General features: G+C 57.4%; 25 protein-coding genes. 13 read left to right on the plus strand and 12 right to left on the minus strand.

What is annotated here, in order from left to right; genetic code table 11:
- Nucleotides 1-2 precede the first annotated feature (2 nt).
- Genes NP503_RS29635 through NP503_RS29645 form a run of 3 tightly spaced genes read right to left on the minus strand, consistent with a single transcriptional unit; the run spans nucleotide 3 to nucleotide 2,149 of the window.
- The gene (locus NP503_RS29635; RefSeq protein WP_127266457.1) at nucleotides 3-467 is read right to left on the minus strand and encodes a GtrA family protein; all 465 of its coding nucleotides are present in this window, start codon (nucleotides 465-467) and stop codon (nucleotides 3-5) included.
- On the minus strand, nucleotides 445-1,137 hold the full coding sequence (locus NP503_RS29640) for a class I SAM-dependent methyltransferase (protein ID WP_127266458.1): 693 nt from the start codon (nucleotides 1,135-1,137) through the stop codon (nucleotides 445-447). The genes NP503_RS29635 and NP503_RS29640 overlap by 23 nt, the downstream gene beginning before the upstream one ends.
- Entirely contained in the window at nucleotides 1,112-2,149 is a 1,038-nt protein-coding gene (locus NP503_RS29645) for a glycosyltransferase family 2 protein (protein ID WP_127372400.1), read from the minus strand. Before NP503_RS29645 ends, NP503_RS29640 begins: the two co-directional genes overlap by 26 nt.
- A gap of 285 nt (nucleotides 2,150-2,434) precedes the next feature.
- Between NP503_RS29645 and NP503_RS29650 the strand changes: the two genes are divergently transcribed.
- Entirely contained in the window at nucleotides 2,435-2,866 is a 432-nt protein-coding gene (locus tag NP503_RS29650) for a hypothetical protein (RefSeq protein WP_127266459.1), read from the plus strand.
- 258 nt (nucleotides 2,867-3,124) lie between these two features.
- On the opposite strand, the gene NP503_RS29655 is transcribed toward NP503_RS29650, so the two are convergent.
- Both NP503_RS29655 and NP503_RS29660 read right to left on the minus strand, forming a co-directional pair.
- Nucleotides 3,125-3,622 (minus strand): metallophosphoesterase family protein, encoded by a 498-nt coding sequence (locus NP503_RS29655; RefSeq protein ID WP_127266460.1) that lies wholly within the window; start codon nucleotides 3,620-3,622, stop codon nucleotides 3,125-3,127.
- Between the two features lie 39 nt (nucleotides 3,623-3,661).
- Entirely contained in the window at nucleotides 3,662-3,967 is a 306-nt protein-coding gene (locus tag NP503_RS29660) for a hypothetical protein (protein ID WP_236383244.1), read from the minus strand.
- A 454-nt stretch (nucleotides 3,968-4,421) separates the two neighbouring features.
- Between NP503_RS29660 and NP503_RS29665 the strand changes: the two genes are divergently transcribed.
- Both NP503_RS29665 and NP503_RS29670 read left to right on the plus strand, forming a co-directional pair.
- Nucleotides 4,422-4,730, plus strand: a complete 309-nt coding sequence (locus NP503_RS29665; RefSeq protein WP_127266462.1) for a hypothetical protein — start codon at nucleotides 4,422-4,424, stop codon at nucleotides 4,728-4,730.
- A 41-nt stretch (nucleotides 4,731-4,771) separates the two neighbouring features.
- Nucleotides 4,772-5,617, plus strand: coding sequence for an SIR2 family protein (locus NP503_RS29670; protein WP_127266463.1), 846 nt, complete (start codon nucleotides 4,772-4,774; stop codon nucleotides 5,615-5,617).
- Nucleotides 5,618-5,862: 245 nt separating this feature from the next.
- Here NP503_RS29670 and NP503_RS29675 read toward each other — a convergent pair whose 3' ends face one another.
- The gene (locus NP503_RS29675; RefSeq protein WP_127266464.1) at nucleotides 5,863-6,372 is read right to left on the minus strand and encodes a ferritin-like domain-containing protein; all 510 of its coding nucleotides are present in this window, start codon (nucleotides 6,370-6,372) and stop codon (nucleotides 5,863-5,865) included.
- Between the two features lie 909 nt (nucleotides 6,373-7,281).
- Between NP503_RS29675 and NP503_RS29680 the strand changes: the two genes are divergently transcribed.
- The 4 genes from NP503_RS29680 to NP503_RS29695 all read left to right on the plus strand — a co-directional run bounded on the left by NP503_RS29680 (nucleotide 7,282) and on the right by NP503_RS29695 (nucleotide 9,181).
- The gene (locus NP503_RS29680) at nucleotides 7,282-7,575 is read left to right on the plus strand and encodes a DUF768 domain-containing protein (protein ID WP_127266465.1); all 294 of its coding nucleotides are present in this window, start codon (nucleotides 7,282-7,284) and stop codon (nucleotides 7,573-7,575) included.
- Nucleotides 7,576-8,259: 684 nt separating this feature from the next.
- Complete coding sequence (locus NP503_RS29685; RefSeq protein WP_127266466.1) at nucleotides 8,260-8,460, plus strand: hypothetical protein; 201 nt, start codon at nucleotides 8,260-8,262, stop codon at nucleotides 8,458-8,460.
- 9 nt (nucleotides 8,461-8,469) lie between these two features.
- Nucleotides 8,470-8,691 (plus strand): hypothetical protein, encoded by a 222-nt coding sequence (locus tag NP503_RS29690; RefSeq protein ID WP_127266467.1) that lies wholly within the window; start codon nucleotides 8,470-8,472, stop codon nucleotides 8,689-8,691.
- A gap of 256 nt (nucleotides 8,692-8,947) precedes the next feature.
- Nucleotides 8,948-9,181 carry a hypothetical protein gene (locus NP503_RS29695; protein ID WP_127266468.1) on the plus strand — a complete coding sequence of 78 codons (234 nt, stop codon included), beginning with the start codon at nucleotides 8,948-8,950 and terminating at the stop codon, nucleotides 9,179-9,181.
- Between the two features lie 122 nt (nucleotides 9,182-9,303).
- Here the strand turns inward: NP503_RS29695 and NP503_RS29700 are convergent, their stop codons facing one another.
- The 3 genes from NP503_RS29700 to NP503_RS29710 form a co-directional block, all read right to left on the minus strand.
- Nucleotides 9,304-10,692: a phosphatidylserine/phosphatidylglycerophosphate/cardiolipin synthase family protein gene (locus tag NP503_RS29700; RefSeq protein ID WP_127266487.1), complete on the minus strand. Its 1,389-nt coding sequence runs from the start codon at nucleotides 10,690-10,692 to the stop codon at nucleotides 9,304-9,306.
- Nucleotides 10,637-10,963 carry a low affinity iron permease family protein gene (locus tag NP503_RS29705; protein WP_127266486.1) on the minus strand — a complete coding sequence of 109 codons (327 nt, stop codon included), beginning with the start codon at nucleotides 10,961-10,963 and terminating at the stop codon, nucleotides 10,637-10,639. Before NP503_RS29705 ends, NP503_RS29700 begins: the two co-directional genes overlap by 56 nt.
- Nucleotides 10,964-11,260: 297 nt before the next feature.
- Complete coding sequence (locus NP503_RS29710) at nucleotides 11,261-11,575, minus strand: hypothetical protein (protein WP_245456750.1); 315 nt, start codon at nucleotides 11,573-11,575, stop codon at nucleotides 11,261-11,263.
- Between the two features lie 191 nt (nucleotides 11,576-11,766).
- Between NP503_RS29710 and NP503_RS29715 the strand changes: the two genes are divergently transcribed.
- The 3 genes from NP503_RS29715 (at nucleotide 11,767) to NP503_RS29725 (ending at nucleotide 13,464) form a co-directional block, all read left to right on the plus strand.
- Nucleotides 11,767-12,015 (plus strand): hypothetical protein, encoded by a 249-nt coding sequence (locus tag NP503_RS29715; protein ID WP_127266469.1) that lies wholly within the window; start codon nucleotides 11,767-11,769, stop codon nucleotides 12,013-12,015.
- Between the two features lie 110 nt (nucleotides 12,016-12,125).
- On the plus strand, nucleotides 12,126-12,410 hold the full coding sequence (locus NP503_RS29720) for a hypothetical protein (protein ID WP_127266470.1): 285 nt from the start codon (nucleotides 12,126-12,128) through the stop codon (nucleotides 12,408-12,410).
- A gap of 97 nt (nucleotides 12,411-12,507) precedes the next feature.
- Nucleotides 12,508-13,464, plus strand: coding sequence for an NAD(P)/FAD-dependent oxidoreductase (locus NP503_RS29725; RefSeq protein ID WP_127266471.1), 957 nt, complete (start codon nucleotides 12,508-12,510; stop codon nucleotides 13,462-13,464).
- 796 nt (nucleotides 13,465-14,260) lie between these two features.
- Here the strand turns inward: NP503_RS29725 and NP503_RS29730 are convergent.
- From NP503_RS29730 to NP503_RS29740, 3 genes are all read right to left on the minus strand, one after another.
- Nucleotides 14,261-14,503: a hypothetical protein gene (locus tag NP503_RS29730; RefSeq protein ID WP_164748697.1), complete on the minus strand. Its 243-nt coding sequence runs from the start codon at nucleotides 14,501-14,503 to the stop codon at nucleotides 14,261-14,263.
- Nucleotides 14,504-14,716: 213 nt separating this feature from the next.
- Nucleotides 14,717-14,953, minus strand: coding sequence for a hypothetical protein (locus tag NP503_RS29735; RefSeq protein WP_127266472.1), 237 nt, complete (start codon nucleotides 14,951-14,953; stop codon nucleotides 14,717-14,719).
- Between the two features lie 19 nt (nucleotides 14,954-14,972).
- Nucleotides 14,973-15,707: a Crp/Fnr family transcriptional regulator gene (locus NP503_RS29740; protein ID WP_127266473.1), complete on the minus strand. Its 735-nt coding sequence runs from the start codon at nucleotides 15,705-15,707 to the stop codon at nucleotides 14,973-14,975.
- A 1,114-nt stretch (nucleotides 15,708-16,821) separates the two neighbouring features.
- Between NP503_RS29740 and NP503_RS29745 the strand changes: the two genes are divergently transcribed.
- The 3 genes from NP503_RS29745 to NP503_RS29755 all read left to right on the plus strand — a co-directional run bounded on the left by NP503_RS29745 (nucleotide 16,822) and on the right by NP503_RS29755 (nucleotide 17,990).
- The gene (locus NP503_RS29745; protein WP_127266474.1) at nucleotides 16,822-17,127 is read left to right on the plus strand and encodes a hypothetical protein; all 306 of its coding nucleotides are present in this window, start codon (nucleotides 16,822-16,824) and stop codon (nucleotides 17,125-17,127) included.
- A gap of 340 nt (nucleotides 17,128-17,467) precedes the next feature.
- A complete protein-coding gene (locus tag NP503_RS29750) occupies nucleotides 17,468-17,641 on the plus strand; it encodes a hypothetical protein (RefSeq protein WP_127266475.1) in 174 nt (57 codons plus the stop codon).
- Between the two features lie 139 nt (nucleotides 17,642-17,780).
- The gene (locus NP503_RS29755; RefSeq protein ID WP_127266476.1) at nucleotides 17,781-17,990 is read left to right on the plus strand and encodes a hypothetical protein; all 210 of its coding nucleotides are present in this window, start codon (nucleotides 17,781-17,783) and stop codon (nucleotides 17,988-17,990) included.
- Nucleotides 17,991-18,074 lie beyond the last annotated feature (84 nt).

Below are 18,074 nucleotides of genomic sequence, written 5' to 3' on the forward strand. Positions count from 1 at the left end.
CATTATTGCCTCTGGCGGGAGCGATTGCCGTGCCGACCGGGAATGCGTCCGGCAAAAACCCACCGGTCAAGCACGAAGAAATTGATGCCGGGGACAAGCAAGCACGTAATCAGCACGGGAATGATGAGCGGCAAGCCCAGCTTTACCGTCAGCAACGCCGGCGCCCCATAGGCAATGGCCAAGCCTGTTGCCCCCAGCAGGAGAAAACGCGGAGCTTCAGTTCGATGCGATCGGCCCGACACGAACGTCAGGGATTTGTGAGCCAGATACGAAAACAGGGTGGCTGCGGCATATGCCCCAAGCGAGGCATGGATGGGCGTTAAACCGAGCCACTCCGATTTGGAAAAAGCAGCAACCAAAGCGGCATACAGAAGTGTGGCAGCGATGCCGACCAGGCCGAAGCGTGCCAGTAGCTTCAGGGAGTCGTCGCCGGCAGGCCGATGCTCATGCATGCGCACTACACGCATACTGTGCCCCCAGCGGCAGGGGGGCGAGCGCGCGTTCGACTTTTCGGGCCAAGGACCTGCCCGACGGCAGCAGCAGGAAGTGCTCGGATCGGATGTTGCTGAAGCCTGCTTCTTGAAGGAGGGACGCTGTTTTGGCTGCGCTGAGCAGCACCGCGTCATGGTCGAAGGGACACCGGAACACAGCCAGACGCGTCAGCGGGTTATAGGGATTGTGCTCGATGATGCAGGCGACACCGCCCGGGCGCACGACGCGCCGCATCTCGCGCATGAACCCGAGCCAGGAAGCTGGCGGTACATGATGGACGACGCAGCTGGCGAAGGCCAGATCAAAGACCCCATTGTCGTATGGCAGGTTCAGGCTGGTGCAGGCCCTGTATGTGACGCTCGGATTTTCCTGCCTCGCACGCAGGATCGATTCCTGCGAGATGTCACAGCCGTCCAGGCACTCGAAGGCGCCTTTGAGATAGGGATGGAGCACACCTACGCCGCAGCCGACATCAAGCACCCGTACTTCCGAGCCGGCATGACGAAGCCCCCGCTCGATCACAACGCGTCGCAGCAACTCGGCCTTCGCCATGAGAAAGAAGTCGTGCTTAAGCCCTGAAAAGCGGATCGATCCCTGGACCGTCTCACCATAATTGAATCTATAGCTGTCGAAGGGTTCGGACATTGGCCGGGACTCCAATCCGGGATTTTCGAGGCGAGCGGCGGCTCTTGCCCGGGACGGCAGACATCGGCCGGTCGAAGCCGGTGAGGCGATCGATCACGTAAAGCGGGCGCCGTTTTACTTCGGCGTGGATGCTGCCGACATACAATCCGACCACGCCGGTCATGAAGAGGTTGATGCCGCACAGGAGCGACACGATCATCACGGTGGATGTCCAGCCGGCAACAATGCCGGTTTCAAAGGCCCAGGCGTAGATGGCGTAGGCACCAAAGGCTACGGCCAGCGCAGAAATGGCCAAGCCACCCCAGAGCGCCAGGCGCAGCGGCTGCTCCGAGAAACTGACGATGGCGTGCACAGCAAGATGCACCATCTTCCAGAATGGGTATTTGGTCTGGCCATGGGCTCGTGCCGGGCGCTCGAAAGACACCGACGCCTGCTTGAACCCCATCCAGCCAAACATGCCCCTGACGAAGCGATCCTGTTCGGGCATCTGCCTGAAAGTTCTCAGCGCTTTCGGACCGACCAACCGGAAATCTCCAACGTCGCGCGGAATGTCAACGGTCGTCATCCTTTCCAGCAAGCGATAGAAGAGACTTGCCGTGAAGCGCTTGAACCAGGATTCGCCCTCGCGTTTAACGCGCCGGGCATAGACAATTTCGAAACCTTCCTTCCACTTCGCCACCAGATCGAGAACCACCTCGGGTGGGTCTTGGAGATCGGCATCCATGACGATGACGGCATCCCCCTGGGCGGCGTCCATACCGGCTGTGATTGCTATCTGGTGCCCAAAATTGCGGGAAAGCTCGATCAGCCGAAAACGAGGCTCGGCGGCGACCACACGCCGAAGGTAAGTGACGCTGCCATCGCGGCTTCCGTCATCGACGAAAATAGCCTCTGTCTCACCGTCCAGCTGGTGGATTAGCAACCTGATCCGCTCGATCAGACGAGGCAGCACTTGTTCCTCGTTGTATATCGGCAGAACCAGCGAGTAGCGCAGCGACACGTTCGCTCTCATCCCGGCACTTTGGATTACAGAGGCCTCCATGCCGATCAAATGAAACGCCAGCCTCAAAGTTCCATAAGGCATTACTAATTTAATTTGTTGTTGTAGGCGGGTGGCGAGCTGTTCGTTCTGAACGGCTTCGGTCTGATTTGGCATGGGATATCGTTTCGCGCGCCGGCGGAGCAATGCGCTGTTTCGCAATCATTGTCGGGCAAGTGGCCGCCTTACCAGCTCTTGTCAGCGCGTCGGCGCGCGATAATTTTTGAGGGGAAGGGACTTCGACCAAAGGAGCCGACGATGGAACACCAAACTTTAAGCCAACTGCAGACAATTGCAGAAGTAGAACCCCTGTCGACATACCCGATCATGACCCGGCAACAGCGCATTGAGCGCTGGGCAGAATTGCTGGAACAACATCCCGAGCGACGCCTGACAGCGCTTACCGGCACTGAGCATCTGAAGCGGGAAGCTCGCGACGCAGCGCGCGGTGAGGGCTCGCCAATTACAGTGGCCTTCGAGGACCCGCTACTGCGTGCGTTAGGCCTGAAGGATGACACCTATGGGGCAGCAAAGCGCTTCTTCGAACTGTCTGACGGGGAGTTGCACGACATCGTCTGCAGTTGCCATGTCGGAACCACGTTCAGAGGGCAGTGGGCTGCCGCCAGAGTCCGCCGGTCAATCGGAGGGAACAGGTTTCTTAAGTGGCTTAGAGAGAGAATGTGGCACTGAGGTCGCCAAGGACGGCGATTGAAGCTCGTTTCAAGCGAGGTGGATGAACGATTGGGGCGCCAGTGGAGCGCCGTGTTGACGACGGGGGTCGGCGCCGTCCCACGGCTGTGCAGACGGGTGGGGCGCTCCTCGGTCCCAGTTTACTCGCGGTGCGTTCCAGCATGGCTGCAATACTCCAGGGGCAGGATTCTGGAATCCTGTTTGCGGCTAGCATCACCACGTGAAGACATCGATCGTTCGCCATCTGCTGCGCTAACCTCAATCTCGGCGGCGCCTGGCCTGTATGGCAGCAAAGGTGACTGGGCGAAAATCCCAGGCGTCGACGCCGACGTCGTGCTGGCGCGTCATTGGCTTCAGCCGGCCATGAGAATGGCCGTGCAGGTTTATCGATTTCTTGCCGATCTTGTTCCAGGTGCGGAACGGGTAGTGGCAAAGAACCAAGAAACTGCCCTCGACAGTTAGCTCCTTGTAGTGTTGCACGCTAGCCCAAGCCGAAGCGCGGAGCGTTACCATGCCGTCGTTGTTGCCGATGATCAGGTGTTTGGTGCCGTGGAGGCAGGACAGCAGCGAAGACACTGTCTCGGCCGATCCCTTGGCGAAGTCGCCGAGGTGCCAAACCTCGTCATTTGGAGCAACAGTCTCGTTCCAAAGTTCAGTCAGTGCCTGGTCGTGCGCCACCAATGAACTGAAGGGGCGGGGGTCGAGCCGCAGAATGCGGGGATCGTTGAAATGCGTGTCGGAGGTGAAGAAGATCATGCGCCGCCGCTGGCTGAGATGAGCGCTCGACGATCGCTTTTAAGTTCGGTTGCCGGAGCGGCTTTTGGGTCCATCATCGATCCTGATTTGGGCTTCCCTGAGCATCTTGAGTGCCTCTTCCTTGGTGAGGCCGCACTTGCGCGCAAAGTAGAGAGCTTCGATCGCCTTTTCACGATCTGTGGCTTCTGTGTGCTGTTTAAGCTTTTCACATCGTTCTCTATCACCTTTTGATGCCACCGAACCATCACGGTGCCGGGTTGTTCCCATCCATCGGATCTGCTGACCTGCGGAGCGCCGCTGCCTGATGTCGCCGATAAACGAGATCCCGAGACCTGTAGCAGGCATCAGCTTGGTCGTTTCTATGTGGCCCGTCTGGGAGGCACTGTCGGAGCTCTAAAGTTGCCGAACGCTTTGCGGCGGTTGCTTTTGGCTACGAGCGGGCGCGGCAGGCATCTACTGCCGAAGGCGGCTCGAGCTCGCGGAGGAACCATGCATCGCGCTTTTTGAATCGCAGTCTGAAGACCCAACCGCGATCACCTGGTGCGCCCGACGGTAGGACAGCGAGAAGCCTTGCCTCTGCCTTTGCAAGGTTGCCATGGCGATCCGGAACCTCGAGGCATGTGGAGAGTTGTCCAGCAGCCCAGCGGAGATCCAAGGGCGCCATCAGATGCCAATCCCGGCGTCGCCGCGCAGCCGAAACGCTCTAGCAAGCCGGCAACTCCATCACCGGCACGGCACAAGGCCTCCGGAGCAGGATTATCTATCGACGGGCTCCCAATGGTATGAAGGACAATGGCCCATGAACGTCGCCAACCTGCAATTGGAAGGTTTGCTTATGGCGGTCGCGGCCGTCAATAACGCCTTGGTCCGCAGAGGCCTTCTCTCGGTCGATGATATCGACACGGCGTTGAAAAACGCGGAAGCCTCCTTCACGGTTGATGAGCGCCTCTTCGAGGATATGTCGCCGGCTAACCGCGACGCAGTGTGTTTCCCTTTGCGGCTTTTGCGGCTGGCTAACACCGAGCAGTTCGAAGCGAGTGTGCCACCGTTTTCCGAGCTGGCCAGGCAGGTGGGGATCACCAAGGAGCCTAATAACGACCAGATGTGAGGGAGGAAGGTCGACCTGCGCGGGTGGCCTCGAAAGACGTGATGAACGATGACCCTGTAGATTCGCTCGCCAACGCAATTCGGCATCGCAGCGCAATTCTGTTTGTTGGGGCAGGGGTTTCGATCAGCGTTGGATTACCCTCCTGGGAGAAGCTGATAGAGCGAATGGCAAAGGAGCTCGGCGTCGACGACGAATTTTCCACGCGACGCGATCGTTTTCAAACCCTGGCCGAGTACTATCGCATCAAGCATGGCAGCATCGGGCCACTTCGCAGTTGGATGGACAGAAACTGGTCCGTCCCCAAGGACCGGATCGAGAAATCCGAGTTGCATCGTCTCATCGTGAGGCTCGACTTCCCTGTCATCTACACAACTAACTATGATCGGAATCTGGAACTGGCTTATGAGATATACGGTCGGGACTACGTGAAAGTGGCCAATGCACGCGATGTGGCGCAGGCCCGCCAAGGCATTACCCACATCGTCAAGTTCCATGGTGATTTCGACGAGGATTCGTCCCTCGTCCTCACCGAAACGGACTACCTCGATCGTCTCTCCTTCAATTCTCCGCTGGACGTGCGTTTTCGCTCGGATGCGCTCGGCAGCACGATCCTCTTCATTGGCTATAGCCTTTCCGACCCAAACATTCGGTTGCTGCTGCACCGTCTCTGGCAGACGTGGCATCGGTCCGGCTATGAGAAAGATCGCCCGCCCTCGTTCATCTTCATGACCAGCCGAAACCCTGTGGAGGAGGCCGTGCTTGGACGTTGGGGCATTTCGGTCGTGGTCGGCGAAATCGACGAGCCGCAAGCTGCTTTGGTGGACTTCCTCAGCCGGCTGGCGGAGATGGTTGGGGATGGGGAACTGTCGCCAAAAAGTGGGCGATAGCAACATCCGTATGATGGGCAGTTCGGCGGGCTCTCAAGGAGCGGCACATGGCAGAGAATTCCGTCCGGAATTTCAAGTTCAATTGGCCTCAAGGATACTATCGCGGCACGGAGAGCTAATCGGAAAACTTACTCACGCACTGCCTACTTTGAAGTGCCTTTCAGCGGTAACGGCTTACCTCGATGCGCCTTGCGCCGAGCTTCGGCGCAAGGCGCGAGCTTGTTTAGCGATACGCTACCGGCTGATCAACGCTTGGCGTTTTCACTCTCCGAGTCGGCCCGCGCCAGGAACTGCTCGGTTGTCGTTGGAATATGGCTTTTCAACCAGTCCGCCATTGCGACTTCCTCACGCAGGTTCTCTTCGCAGACCTGGGCGACCTCTGCTTCACGCAGCGATTTGGCAGCGGCGATAAGGATTGTGTAGGAGGCGATTTCCATGTGCTCGAACGTGTAGCTTGCAAGCGATCCTTTCATCACTTCGTCACCGGCGAAGACACCGCTGAGCGACTGCGCCATTGCCGTCAGCTTGCCGCCGGCATCCTTCAGTGTGGAAGATCCTTGTCCGATGCGGTCGAGACAGGTTTCCAGCCGAGCAGCCTGCTGCCTGGTCTCCTGGACGTGCTGGCGAATCCGTTCGCTGAGCTCAGGATAGTTCTCAATTCGGTTCAACTGCCCATTCAACATGGTCTCGGCCTGCTCTTCCATGGCGTGAGCATCCCTGAGCCATTGGACAAGCCATTCGCGCGATTCTGACATTTCATATCTCCGTCATGGGTCGGCCAGAACTTTCAAAGGGAGATATTGTTCCTCATCGGTTGAACCGCGGAGTCAGCCTGTATCGCGAGCCTTGCTGGTCGGCGCTGCAATCAGGCTCTTGGCACCAGGAGAGAATATCGCGGTGCGGGCACTGCCGCTGTGTCTCAGCTGGCAAACGCATTTCTGCAGAAATGACCGGACCTGCTGCCTGTCGCGGGTTCGGCGACGGATGGATCTCTGTTTCGCGTCGGCTCGTATTCTGATGCCCGCGCTGCCATGTAGGGCTATGCTGTATCTCTCCCGAGCGGCTTGGCATTTTACGGTTCACTTGCGAAATCTACCCGTAGCTGATGCGCTCCAGGGTCGAGGCATGTTCACCTGCGGAGATCTTATCGCACGAAGGGATCGCAATGGAACGTCAGGGCATTTCGGAGGTTGGTAAGGAAGTTTCGCAGCTAAGGAAACGAGCCATGACTTCTTCAGACAATTCTTCAGCTGGCATATCACCACGCCCCGAAAAATCGGACAGCCGGACCTCGTCTAAGCCGGCGACACCGTCACCGGCCGCAGAGAAAGTCTCCGGAGCAGGCCCTGCGATGGCCGAGCATTCGAAAGACGCCAAGGCGCCCAGAGGCGGTCGTCAGCCTGGGGCATATGTCAAGGATTAGACGGCCGAGCTGTTGAGTTTCGGCTGCCCGCTACAGTCGAAGGAGGTTCCTATGCAGATGATGGGAATTTTCGTCAGCCGAGACCAGGCTTCGATCGTGGAATTTCGAGCGATCGTCTGACGAGTTGTCGCCGCGCAGACGAATTATCGGGATCATCAGCCAAGCCCACCATGAGCATACCCCATGGGAAAGTGAAGGCGTGGCGGAACCGCCGCGCTTAATCCGGCGGAGGAGTTATCCGGTGAACGCGACCAAAGAGTTTTTTGAAACCTGGCTGCAGGAGAATGTCGGCACTCTTGCTGGCAAAGAGGATGTGAGCTTCGCCGTGCTGGCCCAGCAATTCGAGCAGGACGCCGAAGCGGCCGGTTATGGTCGCGAGGTGCGTGAGGACGAGCTCGGAAACATTGAACATGCGATCGAGCAAGCGCTAAAGAACGCCCGAAGTGACGTGCAGGGTGGCGCCGATGGCCAACCCAGCGATGCGACAGCCCTCATGGATGCGCTGGAGGTCGAAGATGCCAAAAGTGGGCCGTAGGCTTTACCAGATTAGCTCTATTCGTTTGTCGAAGTTGCCGGGGTAGTCCTATGGAGCAGTTTCGCAAGGACATGGCCGCCTTGGCAGAGCCAGCTTTCTGGGTGACGATAGGCTTGCTTCTGGTTCCGTATGCGCTTGGAACCGTGCTCCTCGTTTTGACCTGCGGCTGCCTGTAGGTTGACTGCAGAGACCCCCGGTAGTGGTTCAACGACCCTAGGGCCGAATTCTATGCAATACCGAGCTTATAACGTTTCCGTGGGGTCCCTTGCTCCAGCAAAGTGTGAACGATCGCGTCGCGAGAAAAGTTCATCGTCGACACCAGGCTCTTTGCGAGAGGGGAGAAGGCCGCCGTTCATGTTCAGGCGCCGACGCTATCTGTGCTCTCATAGTTCCAGCTACGGCCCCCTATCACAGTGCTCCGATCACACTTAGCATCCGCGCGTTCCTTACATCGAAAATAGCCCTGCAGCTTGCGAGTTGCCTTGGAACACTTGTGTCATATCGAAGTTCGGCCCCCTAGGAGAACCAAGATGGCCATGACACAAGCTGCCAACGACAACCAGCCGGGCGAGAAACCGGAACATGCAACCGAAACGTCACTCAAAGCGGCAATAGACCAGTTTAGGGCGGGACGCAGGTGCAAAATGGCACTACGGGCGACAAGAATCGGGGCGAGGCACTGAGATGCCGCGGATCAATCATGACGGTCGCAACGAGAATACCACATCCGCTGCAGCACTCATTATCGACAAGGAACGTGCTGAGCGCGCCGCCAAGACGGCGCGGTTGAAGGAGGCTCGCCTCGCACAAGCCATCACGCCCGGTCCCAGCCAACGCAAGCCGCGTGTCACCAAAAAGGTTCGCAGGATTTTTGTTGCTGGCTAGGAGGTGTCCGTGACTCGCAATCACGACAAGGAAAGATACGACCGCGCCAAACGTATCAGCCAAGAGATGCTGGACGCTGAACGAGCCGAACGCGCCGAGAAGACGGCGCGGCTGAGACAAGCAAGGCTTGCACAGCATCCGGTGAAATCACCGCCGGCGCAGCCGCGAATGCATCGCAAACCCATCCCGGCTCTCAAAAAGAGAAGCCGTAAGGTGATTGAATTCTTTTAGGCTCTCTCGCTCGCCTGCAGCACCATGCAGGAACACCGTCCGGACTTAACAGGCCTGGCGGCAGGGGCTTTCACGACTTGCTCCAGCTCGATCCGTACACATGCTGCCCTTTGTTGGTTCATCCCCCTGCAGTTGGTGAATCCGGCGCCATGTTCGAACTTGCATAAGTTAATGACCTCTTCCCAGAAACGAGTCATGCATGGGCTCGCCGCCCAGCATCTGCGGCCTTGATTTAAGTCGAGTCAAAGGGGCGTACATGACCTACGACACCGCCAGTGATCAACCTATCTATCCTGAAGGGTTGAGATTGCTGGAATCGGTCCTCAAGAAGCTTTGCGGGGAAGCAGAGATTCAACTGATCTCTTACAACGCCGAGCAGATTGCGGCCGAGCTCATAAAATTATTCCAGAGTGGCATGAAAGACGAAACGGTTCTGCTGGTCGTCATGCGGGCGCGGCTGCGAAAAAGGCCGGTCTTGGCGGTCGGCTAGTCTCTCTCACCGTCATTCCACGATCCACGGCTCAGCGTTCGATGGCGACTTGGCGAGCGTCTTAAGCGTACGATGCCGCGCGATCTCGCGGAGACTTCTGCATCTCTGGAACCTCGCCATCGTTAGAGCTGCGAGCGTAGCCTGCTGGCAAAGTAGTCGGTGACCTTTTCGCTTAGTGGACGCGCTTGCCATTCTTCCAGACTGACTGGCCTTGATCGTTTCAGGTCCTCGTTGAAGATGTCTATTTGCGTTCGCGCGAATTCCATGCCGTAGACGTTCAGGGTGGCCTCGTCATTGAGGCGCAGGGAACGCTCATCCAAATTGGCCGAGCCAACGCTCACCCAGACCTCATCGACGATCAAGAGCTTCGGGTGGTACATTGTGGGTTGAAACTCAAAAATGCGCACACCGGCTTTGAGCAATTCGCCCCAGAAATAACGTGAACCCTTTCGCACTATGGGCACATCCGTCAGCCAATTGGGAACGATGACATCGACCGAGACGCCTCGCTTCCTTGCATCAAGAATCTGCTGCAGGGCTATGTCGTCGGGCACGAAGTAGGCCATGCCGATGCGCAGATGATCCTTGGCCGCGGCTATTGCTGCCAACATCATCAACTCCATGTTCTCCGAGCCGTTTGGCTGCGAAGAAAGTATCAACTGGGCATCGATCCCACCAGCGGGCGCAACTGCAGGGTAGAACTTCCCGCCCTGCAATGTCTCGCCGGTCGTCTCAAGCCAGTTTTCCGCGAACGCCGCTTGGAATGCGGACACGGCGGGTCCTTCGATCCGGTAGTGCGTGTCGCGCCATTCATTCGAGTTGCGTGCGTTCCCGCGCCAATTATCGGCAATGCCGACGCCGCCAGTGAATGCTATCCGGCCATCGACGATCAGCAGTTTGCGATGGGTTCGGTTGTTTACTCGGTCCAACGTATACCAGCGTAAAGGCCGATAGCGTTCGAATCTCACACCGGCAGTGGTCATGATGTGGATCAAGTCCTCGTCGAAGGGAAGGCTGCCAACCCAGTCGACGTTCACACGGACTTCCACGCCTTCGCTGGCCTTCGCCGCCAATGCGATCGCGAACTCGTAGCCGATGGCTCCTGACCAATAAATATATGTTTCCATGTCGACGCTGGATCGAGCCGCCCCGATTGCTTGCAGCATTGACGGAAATATTTCGTCTCCGTTGATGAGAGTTTGGACCGCATTGGAATCGAACATCTGCCCTTGCGAATAGCTGCTCATCGTCTTGGAAAATTGGGGATCCGTAGCGTCGAAACGATGGGGAACGATTGATCGTAGAACGCGCGGCTCTGGAGTAAGATTTATGATCAACACCGTGAGCAGGCTGGTCATGGTGGCGATGGCCAGATAGATGAGCACCTTTCGCCAAAGCTCAATGCCGGAGGTCTTCTTGCGGGCGCCTGACGCCACGGAACCGAGAGGCTGCACGTCAATCGCCCCGCTGCTGGCGATGGCGATGCTTTTCGATCTCCTCGGGCTCTTCATCATCGATCCGCGTGATGTTTGAAGCCGCGTGATCTGACCGCAGAATCTCGTCAAGCTTGGCGTGGATCGCTTGAGTGTCGCGGTGCTCCGCGCGCTGGATGAACAGCGTCATCGCCCAAGTAAACAATGTTGCGGCTCCGTGCCAATCCAAGCTCTGTCGCTCGAAGATCATCCAAAGGATGGCGTAAGCCAACAAGACCAGGAATGCAGCGGGACGGGAGGTCAATGTGCCAATTGAGGTAAGCACGCTTGTGACCGAATGATTTGCCATTCCAAAGAACTCGCGGCAGTGCCCCTGGTTCCCACGAGGCATCATACCGCCCCGCCGTGATTCAACAAAAGGTACAGTTGAGCAGCGCGCGTTTTCCAGGTGTCCTGCATCGACCTTCACATGTCATGGTCTCGCAGCGAGCACGGTCTCGATTTGGATAGTCTCGCAGCGGTGGGTTCAGCAATTCGCTCATATCGGAGACGTGGCGATTCGGATTCGGCCGCTTCGGCCCCAGCGATTGCTGGCGAGAAAAAGGCAAGCAGTCGCTTGGTAAGTTCCGCTGCACGTTGTTCCCCATCAATCGCGCCGGTTACGAGTTGGTGGACGTTTTGCTGTTCTGAGCTTGCGCCGCACAAGGACCGAGCCGCCGATGATGACGGCTGGCATATTGTTGCGCGATGCCATGGTGAGCTGTCCGACACCATCTCCTGTGTCCGACGCGGGTGCTCTTCTGCTTCCTTCGGCAACTTCGTCTATGTCACGTTGTTCAGCATGAGTGTCAGCAGCATGAACGATCTCGTGAGTTGCCCCATTTTGCCCGCGGTTTGGTCGGACTAAATAATGCGGCCAGTCGCGAAGAGTTATAGGCGTTGGAGTATAGGGCTTCGCCATCAACATCCTTGCGCGAAGGTTAAGCGATGAATGGGCCATATGGCGATTTTCATGCATGAACACCGGCCGAGTGCATCATAGTTTAATGACAATTGGTGGGCTGCCCCGCATAAAGCCGTGGTCAGCGGCTGTGTAACGGGTTTCGCTGCTTGGGAGCGACGATCGCACTCTCGCCCATTCGGAGGAGCCTGATGCTTAATCGAACCATCCGCATGCACACGGACGCTCTCTACCCCAGTGACCTGAACATCCTTCGCGCGGCATTTGACGCGCTGTGCCAGGAATTTGCTATTTTGCCTGACACGGCGGCCGCCTATGCCGTGGCCAGAGAGCTGATCAGGCTATTCCAAACAGGAATGACCGAAGCGGCCACGCTGATGATTGCCGTGCGAGCACGTTGGCGGGACGATTGGGAGATGGCAGGCAGCAACGCTGCCTGACGGTAGATGGTGATGCGCACACCACCCGCTGCATCCTTTTCGACACCGCCGCGTTGACCATCAAACCTGCCAGAAATGGCCGATCCGCTGGCACGTGACTGGAGCAACCGATGCCGAAATTTCGCTTCGAGTTTATCGAAGGCATGTCGCAGCCAGCAATCTTTGCCGATATGGCTGATCGAGACGAGGCTATCAGAGAGGCCAAGCGCGCTGCCAAGGAGGCCATGCTCGACGGAATTGTCGATGGCGTGGACCCGACCAGTTGGGTGACGAAGGTTTATGATGAGGCAGGCTATCTCGTCGCTACTCTCGGATTCCAGGATCTGGTCGCCGCGCCCAAGGATACGGAAGAGCTCAAGGAAACAGAGGAGCCTGGCGTCTTGCGATCGGGTTGAAGCCTGATTTCTACGCTGTTGCCATCGAGTCAGATGTCCCGAGACCGCCCTTTGAACATCGCACGAACGAAATCGTTCGCCGTTAACGCGCCGCACTATGCACAACAGCCACGTCAGCCGACCGACCGCCGAGACCGAAGATGTCCTGATCGTTGGAGGCGGGCCGGCGGGATTGACCGCCGCTCAATATCTTGCGCGTTTTCGCCATCGCGTGCTGGTGATCGATGCCGGCGATCCTCGTGCCGCCTTGATCCCAACGAGCCATAACTGTCCTGGCTTTCCCGAAGGGATAAGTGGAGCCGATATTCTGGATCGCCTTCGACGTCACGCCACCTTGTATGGAGCCACTCTGGTTGAGGGGCAGGTCTACTCCCTCGCCCCTGCCTATCGGGGGTTCGTCGCTGAGACCTCGATCGGCGCAATCCGGACACGCAAGGTGTTTATGGCGACAGGGATCACCGACACGACACCTGTCATTCCGCGTCTACGCGAAGCAATTGCCGCAGGTGTGGTTCGACTCTGCCCTGTATGCGACGGGTATGAGGCGATCGACCAGAAGATTGCGGTCGTCGGGCACGACGAGAGAGCCTTTAAAGAGGCTATTTTCCTCAGTCGGTTTACACCACTTATAACGGTGCTTGGAAGCGACGCATCCGACTTTTCGCCCAGCACTCGTCGTGCCGCGAGGGCAAGAGGCATAGTCATCGGTGACGCTCTCGACACACTCTGCCCGACAGCAGACGGTTGCGAGGCGATTTTGAAAGATGGGACGTCATCCCGCTTCGATGCCATTTATCTGGCACTGGGGTGCAAGGTACATTCTCAACTCGCCGAGGTGGTAGGCGCAAGATGTTGTGAAGAGGGCTATGTCACAGTCGACGAGCATCAGCAGACTTCCATCCAAGGCATGTACGCCATTGGTGACGTTGTCAAAGCGTTGAACCAGATAGCCGTCGCTTTTGGACAGGCTGCCATTGCCGCGTCGCATGCCCATAGAGAGCTTGAGAGCGCCGAGCGGACTGGATTTGCGGATCAGCCTTCTCAACGAACATGAAGACCACGCGGCTGATCGAGCTCTTGGCTGCCTTGATGGCGCGTGCCAACATCTCGACGGCCGACAAGGAGTTGCCGTAACTGGCCGAGAATGTCGATCCCGAAAGGTCATGATACTCCCACCGACAGTTTACAGCCGCGGAACATTCCCTGCGGTAAGAGGTTTGGCTGCAGGCCTACAATCCTTTCTCATTGTCTGGGCCTCGAGGCTGTCGATGCAGCTTCGGCCCGTCTCGGCTTTGTCTGGGGCGGGCTTTCGTGGCTCTGGCAACTCGGCGCGCCAAGCCATTCTTTCTGTCCAAGATCATAACTGCCATTCTCAACTTTAAACGCACAGCAAGCCCAGAAATTCCCGTCAAGGAAGAGGCTTTCCGGATATGGTTGAAGGAGATCACACGTAGACCGGTAAAAGGCCGTTGCTGGCTCGGGCTGGGCCTTTTTGTTTAGTGTCCGAAAAACGCGCGGAACATTCTTTCTTGTCTAGCGTTAGCGCGCGCCGGACGACCCGTTCTGCGATCTCTTGCTGGCCGGCGTCAGAGGCTGCAACCACAGCTTCAGCCCGCCTCGGCCCCCTCTAGAGACGGTGGCGCACGGGAGCTGAGATGCGATGCATAGAGACGCCTTCACCCCATCAGAACTTGCCCTGCTCAGTCGCGTCTTTGCACGCAGCAAAATTAAAAACGAAACCGCAACAGAGGGAACGGCGCGCATCACGCATTCTGGCTTACTACCAGGCGGGAATCACGGATGAGGATGAGCTGGAACAGCTTTCTCGCCAACCGCTGGGAAGGTGACGACTAGTCTTCCTTCTTCAGAGCTTCCGCCTCGTCTTTGAGCTTCGGCCAATCGGCTCCATGCTTGCGAAGCAGCGTTCGGGCCTGCTCGGGGTCAATTTCCGTGACCTCGACAAGATGTTCGACCTCAAGCTCCTGGCCTTTCGCAACCCGGCTTGCTTCATTCGCTTTTCTTTGCACGTCGACACCCACCCACTGCTGAGACAACATGAACGAGCGCTGAGAATGCGCGTTCCAGAACTTCATACAAAAATACGCGACACCGATAAAAAATCGGTTGGATGGGCCATGTATGAGACTGTGAATTGCCGATTTCTTCGTGTGGGAGAACCCGAACTTGTTCGTCGGTCGAAATGGCGGCGTCTTCGGGCGATAGTCCGATCACGCGGCGTTCCTCGCCGCTCATGCCATTCGATGTGCCGGCACTCGGCAGCATTCTGACGTAGCAAGTCAGGCACGTTATCTCATCAACTTGATCTGAAGCGAGATGCTCAGCCGCAGAATCCTGTCGCCGTTTTCGTTCCGCACTTCAACAAATACTTGCTGCCCGTCCACCTCGGTAAGCACATCTCTCGTAAGGTCGATAAGGCCCTCGAAGCCCGCGCGGCGCACCTCCTCCAGACCGGCACATTCGATGCCGATTTCGTCCTCGATGACCACATCGTGATCGCCACTATCAAAGAAAAATCGTGCCATCCGAGAGCTTCCGTCACCACTAAGCTGCGGGGGTCCTTTGGTGCAGGTAGGTCGTGTCGAAATCACCTGCACGAGTGAGGCCGGGCCAATCAAGAGCATGCACTCTTGACCCCGTCGTGGCGATGAGGCCCCTACGTCGAAGTTCCTGAAGCATTCGGTTGACGTGGACTGTAGACAAGCCCAATGCATCGCCAAGTGCTGCCTGGGTAATCGGAAGATCCGCGACGTGATCCTGAATGCGTCCAACCGAGCGCAAGCGAAAGATCAGTTCGCACAAGATGTGAGCCATGCGCGTGTATGCCTCGCGTCTTCCCACATTCGTTACCCATTCTCTGTAAATCGCTGCATCGATCAGCGTCGACCGCCAAAAAGCCGTCGCGATTCGAGGATGCTGTTCGCAAATGGTGCGAAGAGCGTCATGTCGCATGAAGCCGAGTCTGGCTGCTGTCAGGGTCGTAAAATTGCAATCCATGACCGACAGATGCAGTCCGTGCAGATCGGGAATATCTCCAGCCACAAAGAAGGATGTAATCTGCCGTTTGCCATCGCCGGTAAGTTTGGTTGAACCGAGCAGGCCATCCAAAACCACGAACGAATTGACAGGGCGGTCACCCTCACGCACCAGGTCGTAGTTGGCCAAAAAATCCTTCTCCTGAATCTGGATGCCTTTCAAAACCTCGATATCGCCCTCTCGGAGATCCGAGATGCTCTGGAGCTTGCGAATAAGGACATCCAAGGATGAGGTGGGTGACAAATTGGCTACCTAGCTGATGTTGATTATCGAACTTGCATTCGCTTCAAAAGTTCCGAGTAGCCGTAAAGAGGCGCCGGACTGATGGTCGGCAGTTGGGAACTCAAGACGCGAACGCACCCAGGACCTTGGCCGGGACCTCAGTGCCCAGCGCCAGAGGGTTGAGGCCCCGTTCGGTTGCTCGCTTGGGGTGCGGCAACGCTCCCGACGTGAATATGCCGCACCCTTAAGGGAGCCGCCCGAGCCGCGCATTAACCTATGACATAGGCTGGGTTCGAATTTTTGACGTCACATCAGGGGCTCCAGCTCCGTTGAGCCCGCCAGAATTCCGCACAAGCCACAAGAAAGAAAGCGGCAGGCGAGAAAGGGGTGATAATCCCTTAGCCATCTCGCGTTTGGCTTGCGATTGACACGCACCCAAACCGAGGCAACGCGGTATGTGATTATGCGGTAGCCGAAGGGAGATAGCGAATGAAGAAGACCTATCAGGAGGCTCATTTTGACAAGCGTGAGCGACTGTCGGCGGTGAGGGCTTCGCCCAGCTCATCGCCCCTCAGCTCGGGGCCGACTGACTAAAGGCGGCACTAATTGGTACTACAAAAGGAAGCTTGTTGGGGCCGGCCCTTCTCCAAGTTGCCTGTCTCTCAAGGCCCCTGCCTCCCGGTAGCGGGCTTTTGCATTGCTGGTTCCCCGGAAGAGCCGGGAAGTCCGCCACATTGCGTGGAACATGCCGTATCGCGGGGAACATTTTAGCAAACTGTAAATTCAACGGTCTTCTGGTAGGAGGCCAATGTGTCCCGGCGAAGCGTCGACAAAGACCGATTGGAGCGCGCAGACCGTGAGGCAAAGATTGCTAACGCGGCCGAGAGAGAGGCGCGAGATACAAAAACTGCGCGACTTCGAGAACAACGCTTTGCTGCCGAAGCCAAGGCTTCGCAATCATTCAAGAAAGGTCGATCCAAGGCCTAGGTCGCTTACCCGCTGACGCTCGCCCCGACGCGCGCAAGTGGTGCGGGCCCGTCCAAACGTGAGGTGCGTGCGATTGCGAATTTTTCTTGGAACCGTCTTTTCGCAGCGAAGTTCGGTACCGAAGGGACATTCCAATATGGAGTTGATCATGAAACAGGTTCTTTTGGCTTCAGCCATTATGGTACTGTCAACTGGCCTCGCTGTTGCGCAATCGACCACCACGACCACAGGCGGATCGTCGACCTCGACGACCCAGACAATGCCGAGCACTACGACCGATCAGGGAACGGATTCGACCACCACGAGTGGAACGAACTCTAACTCGAACTCCGCCAAGGACTGCGCTCCAGGTCAACAAACTGGCAGCGCCAAGCAGGCCGCGCCAGGTCAACAGGATACCGATGCTAACTCGGCTGCTCCTGGCCAGATGAAAAAGACCACGGAAGGCTGCTGACGTGTCTTGGAACTGTTGCCCTGTTCCAGATTGATGCAAAGGGGTCGACTCTCAGGGTGTAGCCGCTCTCGAACGCCCGTCGTGCTAGGTCGGCACGGGGGGTCGATACCAGACCAAGGTCTTGTCGTTTCGCGGCGAGTCGCCCGCGAGGTGTGCCGTGTTGGTTCACCCCAGGTGGCACCTGCTTTGCACCGCCCGCGACAGCAGGGGAAACCAACACCCCAGCGAGTCCCATTATCCCAGGGACGGCCCGCCGCTGCCGCTAATGGGACGGCGGGCTTTTTTCTTATTCCATGAAACGAAAGGTCATTCCGTAAGTTGGCTTCCCAAGGAGGAACCAATGAAAAAGGATGGCGACGGCCGTGTGAAGAAGGGCAATGAGCAATTGCTTGCCCGACGTTTGTCTGAAGAAGTCGGCATTTCGGAGCCGGATGCGCGCGGTCTGATCAAGCTTATCGGCACGGATTGGAATTCGCTGCTTCGTGAAGCCCGATTTTTGAAAGAGCGGCATTAGAATGCTCCTGCCTGTCGTGACTAAATTATTATTCAATCGACTCTCGCCAATATGAGCGTAGTCTACTCTCATCGGCGGTAGTTTCAGGGCACCGCCGGCTGTGAGCGAAGAACATGCTTCCGCCCCAACGGAGGAAGCCATGACCGCTCCCGCTACCATCGGCGTTGCAAATCCCGAAGAACTCGCCCTCCTACAGCAGGTGTTTCAGCGGGCCTGCAAAGAGCGTGCGCTAGCAGAAGGCAGCGTCGAGGCCGAGGCACTGAGCGCCCGTCTGATGTGGCTGTTCCAGCACTCCGGAGCCTACTTCGATGAAGCTACTTTCGAAGAGATGCTGCGGGGTGAAGGCTGATGAGCCGCGCACCTTATCTGGACCGCCTGGATGATCTTATTCGCCAGCACAAGGAGCTTTCTGCGCAAGGGGAGATCCTGCGGG

This window comes from Mesorhizobium sp. SEMIA396 (genome assembly GCF_024518615.1).
In the GTDB taxonomy this organism is placed as follows: Bacteria; Pseudomonadota; Alphaproteobacteria; order Rhizobiales; family Rhizobiaceae; genus Mesorhizobium.